The sequence below is a fragment of the Haloarcula ordinaria genome (genome assembly GCF_029338275.1).
Taxonomy (GTDB): Archaea; Halobacteriota; Halobacteria; order Halobacteriales; family Haloarculaceae; genus Haloarcula; species Haloarcula ordinaria.
The window spans coordinates 451697-465789 of sequence record NZ_CP119789.1 but is presented as its reverse complement, the minus strand read 5'-3'; the positions used below and the strand labels follow the sequence as shown (position 1 = coordinate 465789).

General features: G+C 68.2%; 16 protein-coding genes. 8 read left to right on the top strand and 8 right to left on the bottom strand.

The window, feature by feature from the left end; genetic code table 11:
• Nucleotides 1-48 precede the first annotated feature (48 nt).
• Nucleotides 49-684: a protein kinase domain-containing protein gene (locus tag P1L41_RS02435; protein ID WP_336399620.1), complete on the top strand. Its 636-nt coding sequence runs from the start codon at nt 49-51 to the stop codon at nt 682-684.
• 1 nt (nt 685) lies between these two features.
• Here the strand turns inward: P1L41_RS02435 and P1L41_RS02430 are convergent, their stop codons facing one another.
• Nucleotides 686-1636, bottom strand: coding sequence for an AEC family transporter (locus P1L41_RS02430; RefSeq protein ID WP_276297285.1), 951 nt, complete (start codon nt 1634-1636; stop codon nt 686-688).
• A gap of 81 nt (nt 1637-1717) precedes the next feature.
• Between P1L41_RS02430 and P1L41_RS02425 the strand changes: the two genes are divergently transcribed.
• The 3 genes from P1L41_RS02425 (at nt 1718) to P1L41_RS02415 (ending at nt 3672) form a co-directional block, all read left to right on the top strand.
• Nucleotides 1718-2896, top strand: a complete 1179-nt coding sequence (locus P1L41_RS02425; RefSeq protein WP_276297284.1) for a thiolase family protein — start codon at nt 1718-1720, stop codon at nt 2894-2896.
• A gap of 37 nt (nt 2897-2933) precedes the next feature.
• Nucleotides 2934-3467 carry a DUF1349 domain-containing protein gene (locus P1L41_RS02420; protein WP_276297283.1) on the top strand — a complete coding sequence of 178 codons (534 nt, stop codon included), beginning with the start codon at nt 2934-2936 and terminating at the stop codon, nt 3465-3467.
• Between the two features lie 67 nt (nt 3468-3534).
• Nucleotides 3535-3672, top strand: a complete 138-nt coding sequence (locus P1L41_RS02415) for a hypothetical protein (protein ID WP_276297272.1) — start codon at nt 3535-3537, stop codon at nt 3670-3672.
• Between the two features lie 16 nt (nt 3673-3688).
• Here P1L41_RS02415 and thsA read toward each other — a convergent pair whose 3' ends face one another.
• The 6 genes from thsA to eif1A form a co-directional block, all read right to left on the bottom strand.
• Nucleotides 3689-5377: a thermosome subunit alpha gene (gene thsA, locus P1L41_RS02410; protein WP_276298422.1), complete on the bottom strand. Its 1689-nt coding sequence runs from the start codon at nt 5375-5377 to the stop codon at nt 3689-3691.
• A gap of 188 nt (nt 5378-5565) precedes the next feature.
• Complete coding sequence (locus P1L41_RS02405; protein ID WP_336399940.1) at nt 5566-6561, bottom strand: ATP-binding protein; 996 nt, start codon at nt 6559-6561, stop codon at nt 5566-5568.
• Nucleotides 6562-6726: 165 nt separating this feature from the next.
• Nucleotides 6727-7275, bottom strand: a complete 549-nt coding sequence (locus tag P1L41_RS02400; protein WP_276297281.1) for a KH domain-containing protein — start codon at nt 7273-7275, stop codon at nt 6727-6729.
• A 71-nt stretch (nt 7276-7346) separates the two neighbouring features.
• The gene (locus P1L41_RS02395; RefSeq protein ID WP_276297280.1) at nt 7347-8864 is read right to left on the bottom strand and encodes an HTTM domain-containing protein; all 1518 of its coding nucleotides are present in this window, start codon (nt 8862-8864) and stop codon (nt 7347-7349) included.
• A gap of 38 nt (nt 8865-8902) precedes the next feature.
• The gene (gene rio1 / locus P1L41_RS02390; RefSeq protein WP_276297279.1) at nt 8903-9841 is read right to left on the bottom strand and encodes a serine/threonine-protein kinase Rio1; all 939 of its coding nucleotides are present in this window, start codon (nt 9839-9841) and stop codon (nt 8903-8905) included.
• Nucleotides 9842-9884: 43 nt separating this feature from the next.
• Nucleotides 9885-10172, bottom strand: coding sequence for a translation initiation factor eIF-1A (eif1A, locus tag P1L41_RS02385; RefSeq protein WP_276297278.1), 288 nt, complete (start codon nt 10170-10172; stop codon nt 9885-9887).
• 142 nt (nt 10173-10314) lie between these two features.
• Here eif1A and P1L41_RS02380 point away from each other — a divergent pair, with 142 nt between their 5' ends.
• Both P1L41_RS02380 and P1L41_RS02375 read left to right on the top strand, forming a co-directional pair.
• Nucleotides 10315-10728, top strand: coding sequence for an SCP2 sterol-binding domain-containing protein (locus P1L41_RS02380; RefSeq protein ID WP_276297277.1), 414 nt, complete (start codon nt 10315-10317; stop codon nt 10726-10728).
• 45 nt (nt 10729-10773) lie between these two features.
• Nucleotides 10774-11013, top strand: a complete 240-nt coding sequence (locus P1L41_RS02375) for a DUF7470 family protein (RefSeq protein WP_276297276.1) — start codon at nt 10774-10776, stop codon at nt 11011-11013.
• Between the two features lie 70 nt (nt 11014-11083).
• Here the strand turns inward: P1L41_RS02375 and P1L41_RS02370 are convergent, their stop codons facing one another.
• Nucleotides 11084-13063: a DUF460 domain-containing protein gene (locus tag P1L41_RS02370; RefSeq protein WP_276297275.1), complete on the bottom strand. Its 1980-nt coding sequence runs from the start codon at nt 13061-13063 to the stop codon at nt 11084-11086.
• A 135-nt stretch (nt 13064-13198) separates the two neighbouring features.
• On the opposite strand from P1L41_RS02370, the gene P1L41_RS02365 reads away from it, so the two are divergent.
• Nucleotides 13199-13510: a hypothetical protein gene (locus P1L41_RS02365; RefSeq protein ID WP_276297274.1), complete on the top strand. Its 312-nt coding sequence runs from the start codon at nt 13199-13201 to the stop codon at nt 13508-13510.
• Nucleotides 13511-13572: 62 nt separating this feature from the next.
• Entirely contained in the window at nt 13573-13962 is a 390-nt protein-coding gene (locus tag P1L41_RS02360; protein WP_276297273.1) for a DUF7383 domain-containing protein, read from the top strand.
• Nucleotides 13963-14093: the final 131 nt, after the last annotated feature.

The following is a 14093-nucleotide window of genomic DNA, read 5'->3' as shown; positions in this document are numbered from 1 at the left end:
CGACGACCGCCGGACCTTCGCCGCACGGGTCGCCGAGGCGCTGGCGCAGTGGGCGGCCGTCGCCGACCACGAGGGCGTCGCCTCCGTCCACGACTGGGGCGACTACCCCCGCCCGTGGGTCGCGACCCCTTCCTCGACGGCTCGCTGGCCGACCGCGGCCGCCCGAGTCCCGAACGCGGCCTCCGCGAGGCGGCCCACCTCGCGGGCGCCGTCGCCCACTGCCACCGCAACGGCGTCGTCCACGGCGGCCTCGACCCGGAGTCGGTCGTCTACCCCGAGAGCTCGCTGGAGGGCCTCCCGGCCCCCAGGCTGGACAACGTTGGCCTGATGGCCCCCGTCCGGGACGTCTTCGAGCCGTCCTCCTACTTAGACCCTCGCTACGCCGCGCCGGAGTACTTCTCGCGTGAGTACGGAGCCGTCGACAGCGCGTCGGACGTCTACGCGCTCGGGACGGTCTGCTTCCGCCTGCTGACCGGGCGGCCGCCGTTCACCGGCGACTACGAGACCGTCCGGGAGCACGTCCTGCACGGGACGGTTCCCAGCCCGACCGACGTGAATCCGCAGCTCCCCGACGCCGTGGACCACGTCGTCGCGAAAGCGACCGCGACGGACAAACTCACCCGCTACGAGACCGCTGCGGCCATCAGGCGGGACTGCTGGCGACTGGTCCAGTCGCTCGAGTGAGTCAGACGACCGCGCCCGACTGCAGGATGGAGATGAGCACCGTCACCGTCAGCACACTCAGGAGCGTCGTCACCAGTACCGTCGCGCTGACGAACTCGCCCGGCGCGAACCCGTTTCGCTCGCTACTGAACGCGCCGATGAGGATGATTGGCGTCACGCCCGTCGGCGTCGCGAGCAACAGGACGACGATACGCGCGACCGTCGGGTCCTGGAACCCGAGGAGGAGGACGGCGACGACGGCGACGACGGGGGCCAACACCAGCTTCAGCCCGCTCGCGATGCCGACCGGCAGGAGCGTCCCGCCCATGTCGACGTCCGACAGCTGGATGCCGAGGATGAGCAGCATGATGGGTATCGAGGCGTTCCCCAGTATCTCCAGGGTCTGCATGAGCGTCGAATCGGCCGGCGGCGCGACGCCGAGCCAGCGGACCGCGAGCGAGAGCACCACGGCGTACACCAGCGGCACGCCGAACACCCGTTTCATGTCCGCGACGGGGTCGCTGTCGGCACCCCTGGCGGCGATGTAGATGCCGAGCGTGTAGAGCATCACACCCTGCAGGGCGGTCACGAGAACCGCCAGGCTCCGACCTGTCGGGCCGAAGACGAAGTCCGCGAGCGGGATGCCGTAGTTGCCGGTGTTCGGGAAGACGGCCACGAGGACGAACGCACCGAGCAGCGGCTCGGTCTGGCCGAACAGCCGCCCGGTCGCCTCGGCGATGGCGAGCATCGCGGCCGTGAACGCCGCGACGGCGACGACCACCTTGAGAATCGTCCCGCCGGTCACCGTCGACGTCGTCAGGCTGTGGATGACCAGCGCCGGGGCGAGCACGTAGACGGTCACCGTGTTCAGCGCATCCGGCTGGACGCCCTTGAAGCGCCCCAGCCCGAACCCAACCGCGGAGACCGCCACGACCGGGAGGATGGCCGTCGCGAAGATACTGAGCAGCGACACGGGTTGGGGTCCACCGGCGACCGGGAGAATTCTTTCGACTCCGGCCCAACAGTCATGGCGCGCCACCGAGTACCGCCAGACATGCAGGAGGCCTATCTCGTCGACGCGGTCCGCACCCCGTTCGGGGCCCACGAGGGGCAGTTCCGCGACACCCACCCGCAGGACCTCGCGGCCGCGCCGCTCCAGGCGCTCGAAGCACGGAACGGCTTCGCCGGACCCGACGTCGAGGACGTCGTCTACGGCTGCGTGGTCCCCGTCGGCGAACAGGGACTGAATATCGGCCGCATCGCCCCGATGGTCGCCGGCTGGGGCGAGACGGTGCCGGGCGTCCAGCTCAACCGGATGTGTGGCTCCGGCCAGCAGGCCGTCGCCTTCGCCGCCGGCCAGGTTCGTGGCGGGATGGCCGACCTCCTCGTCGCGGGCGGCGTCGAACACATGACCCGGGTCCCGATGGGCAGCGACACGCCCGGCGAGACCCACAGTTACGCCGACCCCGGCGGCGTCACGGACACCTACTTCGAGCACTTCGAGGAGCTGACCACGCAGGGCGAGGGGGCCGAGCGAATCGCCGAGCAGTGGGGCTTCGCGCGGACGGCACTCGACGAACTCGCCGTCGACTCGCAGCGACGGTGGGGCGAGGCCGCTGCCGCGGGCAAGTACGACGACCAGGTCGTCCCGGTCGAGACGACGCTCGACGGCGAGGCGGTCGAGGTCACCGAAGACGGGCACCCCCGGCCCGACACCGATGTCGAGACCCTCGTCGACCTGCCGCTGGTCTTCCGGGAGGAGGGCGACGGCGTCGTCCACGCCGGCAACGCTTCGGGCATCGTCGACGGGGCGGCCGCCACGCTGGTCGCCTCCGAGACGGTCTGCGAGACGCACGGCTGGGACCCAATCGCTCGTATCGTGGACTCGGTCGTCGTCGGCGTCGACCCCACGACGATGCTCACCGGTCCCATCCCGGCGACCGAGCAACTGCTGGCACGCAACGACCTCGCTGTCGCCGATATCGACCGCTTCGAGGTCAACGAGGCGTTCGCGCCGGTGGTCGCCGCCTGGCTCGAGGAGACCGGTGCGGACTGGGCGAAGACGAACGTCTGGGGTGGGGCCATCGCCCACGGTCACCCGCTCGGGGCGACCGGCGCGGCCCTCCTCGGGAAACTCCCCTACCAGCTCGCGGACTGCGACGGTCGCTACGGCGTCTCGGCGATGTGCATCGGCTTCGGCCAGGGCATCGCGACGCTCGTCGAGCGGGTGTGACCCCAGCGCTCTTGCCCCGGCCGGGTGACCGACCTCCATGCAGTGGTACAACGAACCCGAGACGTGGGCAGCGACCGACGACGAGGTCCGGATGAGCGTCCCCGCTGACACCGACTTCTGGCGCCTGACGCGAACTGACCCCGTCGACGACGACGCCCCCTTCTACTACCGCGAGGTCGACGGCGACTTCACCGCGACGGTGAATGTCTCTGGAGACTACGGCGCCCAGTACGACCAGGTGGGGTTGATGGTCCGCGAGAGCGAGACGCACTGGCTGAAGTGCGGTGTCGAGGTCCTCGACGGCAACCAGACGGCCGGTGCCGTCATCACGCGGGAGTTCTCCGATTGGTCGTTCGTCCCACTCGATTCGGACCCCGACTCGACGTGGGTTCGCGTCGAGCGAACCGGTACGACCGTCGAAGTGTACTATTCCGTCGACGGCGACGAGTTCACGATGATCCGACGGGGCTACTTGAGCGACGCTGACCAGATACAGGTTGGACTGATGGCCGCAGCGCCCGAAGGCGACGGGTTCGAAGCCGTCTTCGAGGAGTTCACCGTCGAACAGTAGGGACTCGCGGTGTCGAAACGAAGAGAGAGAAGTTAGTTCGCGAGCGGTGCGGGGCGTTGGTCTGCAGATGGAAGCATCCGGCGACGGCGTCGCCGGTTCGACCGCGGCGAGCGACCACCGCGCCGCGAAGCGGCGCGACGGGAGCGAAGCCGCGATTTTTCCCCAGGTTTTTGCCCGAACGAGCGCCGCGGAGCGGCGCGAGTGAGGTGCAAAAAGTGGGTTTACATCATGCCGCCCATGCCGCCGCCCATGCCGCCCATGCCGCCGCCCATACCGCCGGGCGCGCCGCCTGGGCCGCCGGGACCGCCGGCACCGCCTTCGTCGTCGTCGTCGCCCTGGCCACCCTTGAGGTCACCAGCAGCGATGACGTCGTCGATGCGCAGGATCATGACGGCCGCCTCGGTCGCGGACTCGATGGCCTGCGTCTTGACGCGCAGCGGTTCGACGACACCGTCTTCTTCCATGTCGACGACTTCGCCGGAGTAGGCGTCGAGGCCGGAGGTGACCGCGCCGCCGTCGTGCTTGCTGCGGAGGTCGACCAGCGAGTCGATGGGGTCGTGACCCGCGTTCTCGGCGAGGGTGCGCGGGATGACGTCGATGGCGTCGGCGAAGGCCTCGACGGCGAGCTGCTCGCGCCCACCGACGGAGTCGGCGTAGTCACGCAGGCCCAGCGCGAGCTGGGTCTCGGGCGCACCGCCGCCGGGCAGGACCTTGCCGTCCTCCAGCGTGGCGGCGACGACGCCGAGCGAGTCCTCGATGGCGCGCTCGACCTCGTCGACGACGTGTTCGGTGCCGCCGCGGAGGATCATCGTGACGGCCTTCGCGTCCTCGACGTCCTCGACGAAGATGCGCTCGTCGCCCGCGATGTCCTTCTGGGCGACGGAGCCGGCGAAGCCGAGGTCGTCGGCTTCGATGTCCTTGATGTTCGAGATGATGCGCGCGCCGGTCGAGCGCGAGAGCGCCTCGATCTCGGACTTCTTGGCGCGGCGGACGGCCAGGATACCTTCCTGTGCGAGGTAGTGCTGGGCCATGTCGTCGATGCCCTTCTGGCAGAAGACGACGTCGGCGCCGGCGTCGACGAGGTAGTCGACGTACTCCTTGAGCTGGGCTTCTTCCTGGTCGAGGAACTGCTGGAGCTGGTCGGGGTCGGTGACGTTGACCTCGGTGTCCAGTTCGGTCTCGGGGACCTCGATGGGCGTGTCCAGCAGGGCGATGTTGGCGTCCTCGACGGCGAAGGGCATGTTGTCGTGGACGCGCTCCTTGTCCACGATGACGCCCTCGACGAGCTCGGACTCGTCGGTGGCGCCACCGACGACGGTCTCGATCTGGATGTTGTCGGTGTCGACGGTGCCGTCGTCGTCGGCGACAGCCTGGACCGCGCGGACGACGAGTTCGGCGAGCACGTCCTTCGAGGACTCGGCGCCCTTGCCGGTCATCGCGGTGCCGGCGACCTTCTCGAGGGTCTGGGTGTCCTCGGGGTCGACGTCGATGGCGTTCTCCTCGAGGATCTCCTTTGCCTTCTCCGCGGCCTGGCGGTACCCCTGGGCCAGGATGGTGGCGTGGATGTCCTGGTCGAGGAGTTCCTCGGCCTTCGAGAGCAGTTCACCGGCGATGACGACGGCCGTCGTCGTGCCGTCCCCGACCTCGTCCTCCTGGGTCTGGGCGACCTCGACGATCATGTTGGCCGCTGGGTGCTCGATGTCCATCTCGTCTAAGATGGTGACGCCGTCGTTCGTGACGACGACGGACCCGGAGTTGTCGACGAGCATCTTGTCCATCCCCTTCGGCCCGAGGGTGGTCCGGACGGCCTCCGCGACGGCCGTCCCGGCAGTGATGTTCATCGACTGTGCGTCTTTCCCGGATGTCCGCTGGGACTCCTCGGAAAGTACGATCATGGGCTGGTTGCCCATCTGCTGTTGAGCCATAGTCAGGACGATGATTGAATGTGATTCTATATAAACGTTTTGGTGGCGGGCGAGGGAACCGGCGGTAGTCCCCTACTCGCAGAGGTGTGGCACTCCGTGACGTGGTGGGTTTATATACGCGCTTTACCGCCCAGACCGCCGGTCGAGCGGTCTCAGCGGGGAATCGGCCGGGGTCAGCGCCCCATCCCGAACCGACGGTTCCGCAACTCGGGGGTTATCTTGATCCGGTCGACGTCCTGTCCGGTCCGATACCAGACGAACGCCGCGCGCGTGAACAGTTCCCGACAGTCGATGCGGACCTCGCGCGGGTTCCCCTCGGTGTGCTCGTGGATGTCCTCGATGGCCGCCCGGGTGAACAGGTCCGGCGTCTCGCCCCGGTAGGGTTCGTCGCGGAAGTACGCGAGCGAGCGCGCGACGTACTCCTCGATGTCGTCCGGGCCGAAGGGGGCGATGTTCTCGTAGTAGCGGAGCCGCGAGTCGAGCGTCCCCCTGATTTCGGCGACCCGTCGCTTGCCCTCGGGGGTCCCGGTCAGGAACAGTCTGACGCCGGCGTCCCCCGCGACCTGCAGCGGCGAGAGGAGGTCCACCTCCAGGACCTCTATCTCGTCGACGACGAGCAACAGCGTCTTGTCGTCCCGCCGGATGCGCCCCATCACCTCGTGGACGGCCTGCTTGGTGTCGGCAGTGGCCCACGGGATGCCGTTTCGGACCTGCGAGTAGTGCTTCGGGTCGACCGAGTAGCCCGCCGAGTACGCCGCCGTCAGCACCGTCTGGTACAGCTGTCTGGCCGTCGTCTCGCGGGGGTTGTCGAGGTGCGTAACCACGAAGTCGTCGTGTTTCGAGAGGTCGCGAAGGACGATCTCGCGAAACGCCGATTTACCCGACCCGTAGGGGCTCACCAGGCCGATGTGCTGGTCCTGGAGCAGCCAGGAGGTCACCTGGTTCAGCATCTCCGTGTCGTGGCGGACGTACAGCGGCTCGGGCATGTGGTCGAGGCCCGCCTCCTCGGTGAAGGGGAGGTCGGTGACGTCGTCGATGTCGCCGCCCAGTGCCTCGCCGAAGGCGAGCAGCCGCTCTTCGACTTCCTGTAACTGGTCAAGCAAGACGCCGTCGGTGGGTGCCTCGGCCCGCTCGCGCTCCGCCGCACGGACCTCCTCGAGCCGGTCCATCACCTCGTTGACGGTCTGGCTCGTCTCCCTGTCGGTGTCCGCCGGCCCGTCGGTTTCGTTGGACACGGTTGTACTCCAGCGTAGTTGACCGTCTGCAGCGTTATATGTTACGGCGGTCAGAACTGCCGGGCCGACGACAGTGCCGGGGGCCTACTGACTACGCGGTCACCCGGTGAACTGGTGATACTCGAGCTCTTTGTGCTTCATCTCGTTGTGCTTGCGCTCCAGGAACGAGTAGACTGAGCCGTGTGGGGCGCCGTCGAGCAGCATCTCGACGGCCTCGCGGACGGCGTCGACCTGTTCGGGGCCGCCGATGATCGCGAGTGTCGACCCGTAGATGACGACGGCCGCGCCGGTCAGCTCCTGCATCAGTTCCCGGGTACGCCCGCCCTCGCCGATGAGGCGCCCCTTGTGCCGCCGGAGGTCGTTCTTGTTGCGCGAGGCCGCCTCGATATCGATCATCTCGAACATCATCAGGTCGTGGTCGAGCAGCCGCATGGCGTCTTCGGGGGCGAAGCCACGGCCGATGGCCTTCACGATGTCCGGCCCCTTCAGCGCCGTCACGGGGTCGCCGACCGACTCGACTTTGACCGACCCGTCCTCGGAGTCGATGTCGAGACGCACCTCCGCTCGCTCCTCTATCTCGCGCATCGTCTCACCGCCCTCGCCGATGAGCACACCGATGCGGTCCTGCGGAATCTTCACGTGTTGCATAAGTATACCTGCTCGTAGGGCGTTCAGCGTGTTTAAAACTTCGGCGATGGACCTTGTCACGAGACCGGGTCTCACGCACCACACTGATGGCTGGCCAGCCGGCTCGTCCCCTGCCGGACGGTCCCGTTCTTGGTCGTCCGGAGCGTGACGTACTCGAACGCCACGCGCTCGAGCGCGACCTCGTGATTCCGGTCCCACCGCTCGCAGTGGTACTCGAGGAACAGCTGCCGTTCGTCGCGGTAGCCCGACTCGCGCAGGTTGCTCGTGTACTTGCGCCAGCGCTGGTTGGGGTACTGGACCGCCAGGTCGTCGGACAGCTCTTCGGGCCGCCCTTCGGTGACCGGACCGCCACGGGCGACGTCGACGGTGGTCCCGTTCGCCAGGCGGCCGGGCAGGCGGTACCAGCCGGTCTGCCGCAGCGGGTCCGGCGCGAACATCGTCCAGTGCTGGGTCAAGAACGCCCGCTCGCCGTAGGTCTCCAGTGGCTCGGGGACCGTGTCCTGCGGGCCGACGTCCGCCCGATTGGTCAGCACCTGGGCGTTGTAGAGCCCGACGAACAGCACCGACACCACGACGACGACGGCAGCGAGGACCCGTAGCGTCCGGCGCACGTCGTCGAACCGGTCGGGGGGCGACGCCGTCGGGTACAGTCCGCGGGCCCACGCCAGGATGCCAGTGGTCTGCACCCACTCCCGCACACGCTCGACCCGGTTCGCCGGCAGCAGGCGGTCCCACACCGTCGGCGGGAGGAAGAGGAGCAACGTCGTGACGACGACGAACGGGAACAGTCCGAGGTGCATCGAGAGCGCCATCCCGACGTGCATCGCCATGAACGCCGCCGTGAGCGCTGCTCGCCGCCATCCAGTCAGCAGGAGCAAGCCCGGCGACAGCGTCCAGAGGACGTACACGGCGTAGCCCAGCGCCGTCGTCACCAGTGGGAGCGTGCTCAGGAACTCACCGAAGGGGGTGATGAAGTGCCCGAGCTGGAGGGTGTAGGTCAGCCCGTCGCCCGCCCGCCAGATGACCCCCATGTGCTTCAACGCGACGTTGGTGCCGTACATGAACAGGACCTGGCCCAGCAGCGCGGCGGTCCCGAGCGAACTGACCGTCTCGGGCGGGGCCTCGCGATGGAGGGCGTCGACGGAGAACCGCGCGCCCAGTGGGACGAACAGCGACCAGAACAGTGACAGGCGAAGCAGGGTGTCGCCGCCGTTGAGCACGAGCGGGAAGCGAGCGTGTAAGGAGAGCCAGAGTACCCAGGTCGCGAGCGTCGCCAAGCGCGTCCGGTAGCCGACGAGGAAGACGACGGCCACGAGCGCCTGGAGGGCGAAGAGGACGGCGAGTTCCGGCACGTCGCCGGCCACCAGATGCAGCGAGAGCGGGTCGTACTGCTGGATGGCCGCCGACCGGGGGAACACGCCGCTGTCGCTGTAGTGCGCTCCGAGGTCACGCGCCCGCAGGAGGATATCGAGGACGAGCAACGACCCCAGCAGGACCCGGAAGACGCCCAGCGCCCGCGCGTCGATGGCGACCCGCTGTCGAATCCAGGAGCGGACCCGCGACGGGACGGGGTTTCGCCACGCGTCCATACACTCAGTCGAGAGGTCCGGGACTTAGGGTTTTGCCCCTACTCCTCGCGGCGGTCGGCGGGCGTCCCCTGTGGCACCGCGTCGTCGTCGCTGCCCGGTGCGGTGTCCTCGTCGTCCCGCGGCGTGGCGAACTCGCGGACGTACGCCAGCAGGTCCTCCGGCGTGGTGTCGACGCCCTGTCGGGCGAAGAAGTTCGCGACGTTCCGGCAGTCCCGCTCTAAGAACTCCTCGGCGTTCGGGTGGTAGACGGTGACGGCCTGCCCGAGGTCGATGATGTAGAGTTGCCCCTCGTGGAAGACGACGTTGTACTCCGAGAGGTCGCCGTGGACGAGGCCGGCGTCGTAGAGCCGCCGCATGTACTCCTTGACGACCTCGTAGGCGGTCTCGGGGTTCTCGATGTGGACCTCGTTGAGACGCTTGGCCCGCCCCTCCTCGGTGCCCAGGTACTCCATCACCAGGACGTTTCGCTCGACGGCGATAGGTTCGGGCGTCCGGACGCCCGCCCGGCGCGCCCGCTTGAGGTTCGAGGACTCCTTGCGGACCCAGGCGGTGACGACCTTCTTCTTGTCCGAGCCGATGCCCTCGAAGCGGGGGTCGCCGTCGAGGTAGCCCCGCATGTCCTTGAAATCGGAGGCGTTGATGCGGTAGACCTTCACCGCGACCTCGTGGTCGCCCGCCAGGGCGGTGTAGACGTTGGCCTCCTTGCCCGTCGAGATGGGGCCACCGAAGGCATCGATGTGGCCGTCCTGGACTAACTTGTAGAGCGCGCCGTAGGTGGCGTCGTCGAAGACGCTGGCCTCGACCTTGAACTGGTCTGCGTCCTTGATTCGCTTGCGGAACTCGTTGAACTTGCGGTCCCGCTTCCGGGCGATACGGTCGGCCTCCGTGTCGGAGACGTCGAGTTCCTCCCACTCGTCGCCCGGAGCGTCGGCCTCGTCGGTGTCGAGCAGGCCGAACTCGGCCTCGCCGTCGGTCACGTGTCCTCCTCTGTCGGCGCTGTGGCGGGGTCCATCAGTGGGACTACTCCTGGATGTGTCCCTCCTCGCGCAGCTGGTCTGCCTCCTGCTTCTCGTAGCGCCACGTGATGTCCGCTTTCTCGTCCTGCCAGTCCCACGGCTCGACGAGCACGACGTCGTCCTCGCGGATCCAGATGCGTTTCTGCATCTTGCCCGGGATGCGAGCGGTCCGCTCGACCCCGTCCATGCAGCGTACTTTGACGCGATTCGCACCGAGCATGTTGGTCACGACAGCGAACACCTCGCTGTCGTCGGGCATCCGCAGGTCCTTCCGGCCGTCGTTGTCGCTCATATCTCACCGTTCGACCCCGGGAGGTTTAGTTTCTGCGAGGTTCGTTCGGGCCGCAAGCCACCCCTGACGGGGTCGGCCTGGCTGTCTCGCCCCCCGATGAGAAGTGACAAAGCCCAAGGGCCGACCGGCCCACCCCCCGACAATGACGTACACGTTGCCGACCGACGCCGAGGAGTGGGTCGCCGCCTGGCGCGAGCGAATCAACGACCGCGAGCAGTTCGCCGCGGCCGCGGAGGGGTTCGATGCCGCCTTCCGCTTCGAGATTCGCGACGACGGGCGCGACGACGGTGACTTGCTCGCCTTCCACGTCGACATCGAGGACGGGACGTGCACGGCCGCGAGCCTGGCCGAGGCCGACGGCGGCTACGACTTCGTGCTCCGGGGCCCCTTCGACGCCTGGTCGGCGATGCTCAGCGGCACCCTCGACGTCTCGGAGGCCGTGATGGACGGGACCTTCGACATCGAGGGCAACACGATGACGCTGCTGCGCCGGCAGGACGCCGTCGCGGAGATGGTCGCGGCCGCGCAGAACGTCGACACCGAGTTCGCCCGCTGATTCGGGACCGAGGAGCTTTTGGTGCCACACGGACCGTTGAGAGACATGCTCGACAAACTCGGCACCGTGGGTCTCGCTGGCGTCGTCGTGCTGCTCGGCGGTATCAGTCTCGTCGCCTGGCAGAACCTCATCCTCGCCGCCGGCCTGGCGCTGGTCGTCGGCGGCGTCGGTCTCATCGTCTACGGCCTGGTCACGAGCCTCCTCGGGGCGTTCGGCCTCGGCGGGATGGGCGGTGGCGGCATGGGCGGCGGTGGTATGGGTGGCGGCGGTATGGGCGGGATGTAATCCGGACACGACTCTTAACGTCGCTCACCTGTCACCTCTGTAACTGTTACCGACCCGACCGGGCCGCCGGTCAGTTCTCGCCGCTCGCCGGCCGGTCGGCCCGGTGTTCGCTGATTATCTGGTCGACCATCTCGGTCTTCCGCTCCTTCTTGCGCTCCTCGGCGCGGCGCTCCCAGTCGGCGACGGCGTCCTCGACTTCGTGTTCGCGGGCGATGGCCAGTTCGTCGACCTCCTGGACGGTGACCAGGTCGGCGGGCGCGACGGGCACCTCGTTCTCGAACAGCACCTCGTCGGCCGCGTCCGAGAGGTTCCCGTTGCGCAGGACGACGCGGGGGTCGATGTCGGCCAGGCGCTGGGCGGTCGAACGCCCCGCGCCCGAGGCGTCGCGGAGCAGGACGATGTCGTCCCTGACGAGCCCGAATCGCTCGTCGGCGTCGTCGATGGCGTCACGCGTGAACTGGTCGACGACCTTCACCGGGACCAGCCCCTCCTGTTGCTCCGAGACGTCGGCGAAGTTCGAGTGGTCGAGCTTCCAGAGCGATTTCAGCCGCTCCAGTTTGTCCGCGAGCGCCTCGCGTTTCTCCCGCTCGGTCTCGACGTCGCGTTCGAGCGCCTCGTTGCGCCGCTGGAGCCGGGTGACCTCGCGGTCTTTCCGCACCTCCCGGCGGCCCTCGCTGCGGGCCTTCTCCAGTTGCTTGTCCTTCTCGGCGAGCTGGTCGTCCTTCCGCTTGATGGTCGTCTTGAGCTCCTCGACCTTCGACTCGAGGCGTTCGGTCCGGGCCTCCAGGCGCTTGATGCGCTTCTCCTCGGGGGACAGCTCCCGCGGCTCGTGGGCCGTCGTCTCTGACTCCTCCGCCTCGTCGCCGTCCAGGTCGCGGAGGACGCTCTCGACGGATTCCTCGCCGGCGACGACGCGGGCGACGACCCGACCGACCTCGTGACGGGGCGGGACCTTCTCGGCGACGCGTTCGAACTGGCTCTCGTGGGCGTCGAAGGCGTAGAGGGCGGCGGCCATCGCGTCCCGCTCGTGGTCGTTGTCGTAGGCCGCCTCGCGGGTCCGGTGTTTCTTCTCGTCGACCGGCAGGTCCCGTTCGGGCTCCCACCCGGCGGCGCTGAACGACCGCCGGAGTTTCTCGACGGTCTCTGGCATCGGCGTCACGTCCGCGGCGACGACGACCGGCCGGCCGTGTTCGATTATCCACTCGGTGACGTCGGCGGTGTCGTTGGTCCGCGAGGAGTAGACGTCGAGCACGCTGCCGTCCAGGCTGACGACGGCGACGGCGGTGGTAGTACCGGGGTCGACGCCGACGACGACGTGGTCGCGACGCTTCGCGAGCGGGCGGAACTCGATGCCGTCGCGGCGCATCCGTTCGATTTCGATGCGGACGTCGCCCGAGCGCTCGGTCGATACCGGGATATCCTGGGGGCGCGCTTCCACGCGGAAGATCGCGTTCGAGAAGCCGCCGTACTTCTCGGTCACGTCGCGCTCGTACTCCAGGCCGGCGGCGTCGAGTTCCGATTCGACCTCGCGGGCGCGCTTCTTCACCGACCCGTGGATGCGCCGGGTGTAGCGGTCCTCGGACCAGCCGCCCTTGCCGGTCGAGCGGCCGCGAGCGACCTTCACCTCGGTGGTGTCGGTGAAGGCCGACACCTCCTGGCCGACGCTTGCGGCGGCGAGGTGGGCGGCGGCTTCGGCCTCCTCCATCGGGTTCTTGCCGTAGGGGACGCCGTGGCGCTTCGCGACCCGCGAGAGCGGTTCGGGTCGCTCGTCGCCGGTCACCTGGACCAGCTTCGTCTCGTCCGGGAGCGAGCCCAGGAAGTGTATCAGCTGGTCCTTGTCGGCGGCCAGCTCGTACATGTTGTCCGTCGCGACGATGGCCGGTTCGTCGCTCTCGATCTGCCGTCGCAGTCGCCGTCGCGAGACGACGTCCCGCTCGATGCTCTCGCCGTCGAACACCACCAGCGCGTAGGACGGCGCGTCCCCGCGGACGTCACCGCTCTGGATGTCCACCCCGAAGACGACGGCGTCGAGCGCTGCCGTGCGGTTCACACCCGTGATAGGGAGTCAGCGATAATAAATCCGTTACCGCCACGCCGCTGCCGTGGCAGTCTCGACCGGAGCGACGCTCAAACTGTCGTGTGGGCGTCCGCCACGGTTTTTGTACCGGCTCGGCAACCGACGACCATGACGTCACACCCGCTCACCGGCACCGTCCCGGACCGGCTCCGCTGGGTGCTGGGCGAGGCGGCCGTCCTCGCCGGCATCTTCGGGTTCTGGCTGGTCCTGGCCCTCGCCGTGACCGTGTTGCTCTCCGCCCTGACCGTCCTGCTGCGCATCTTCGGCATCGAACAGTTGCAGCTGGTGTACGAACTCCTCGCGCGGGTCGAGTTCCTCTGGCCGCTCGTGGTCGGACTCACGTTCGTGACGGCGGCGCTCTACACCGCCGCCCGCGTCGGGACGCTGCTCATCGCCCGGTACCGACGCGAGGGGACCTAACTCGTCGCGCCGGAGGGTGGGACGGGGACCCGTTTATATATCTCCCGAGCGACAGGTCGAGTATGCCCCATCGCGCGAACTACGCACGCTGTACGTTCCAGCAACACCTCGGCCCGACGGTCGACTCACTCGACGTCCCCTGGGCCGAGTTCACCGGCGACGAGACGGACGTCCGGACCTTCGAGGTGCCGACGGCCGACCCCCGTGACCCCTACGTCGAGATGCAGGTGTTCGACGTCGGCGACTACGGGCACGAAATCCTCGTCAACGGGGCCTCGCTCTCTGGGTTCGACATCGCGACGGCCGACCGGTGGCAGTACTGGATGGACACGCTCGAGGCCGACCACCTCAGGGAGGGCGAGAACACCCTCCAGTTCCGCCGGAACGCCGCGGGCGACGACGCGTTCGTCGTGGGGACCGCCATCGTCCACTGGCGCGAACCGGTCGCGTAGCGTATATAAAGCGGCGCTCGGCTTCCCGCGGGAACGTGGTACGGCGTACCACACAACCGTCGAGGAGTCGTCGCAGTCCGGTGGTTCTCGCCGTTTTCTGCTCGCTTCCCGGTCGCCGATAGCTCGGCCAG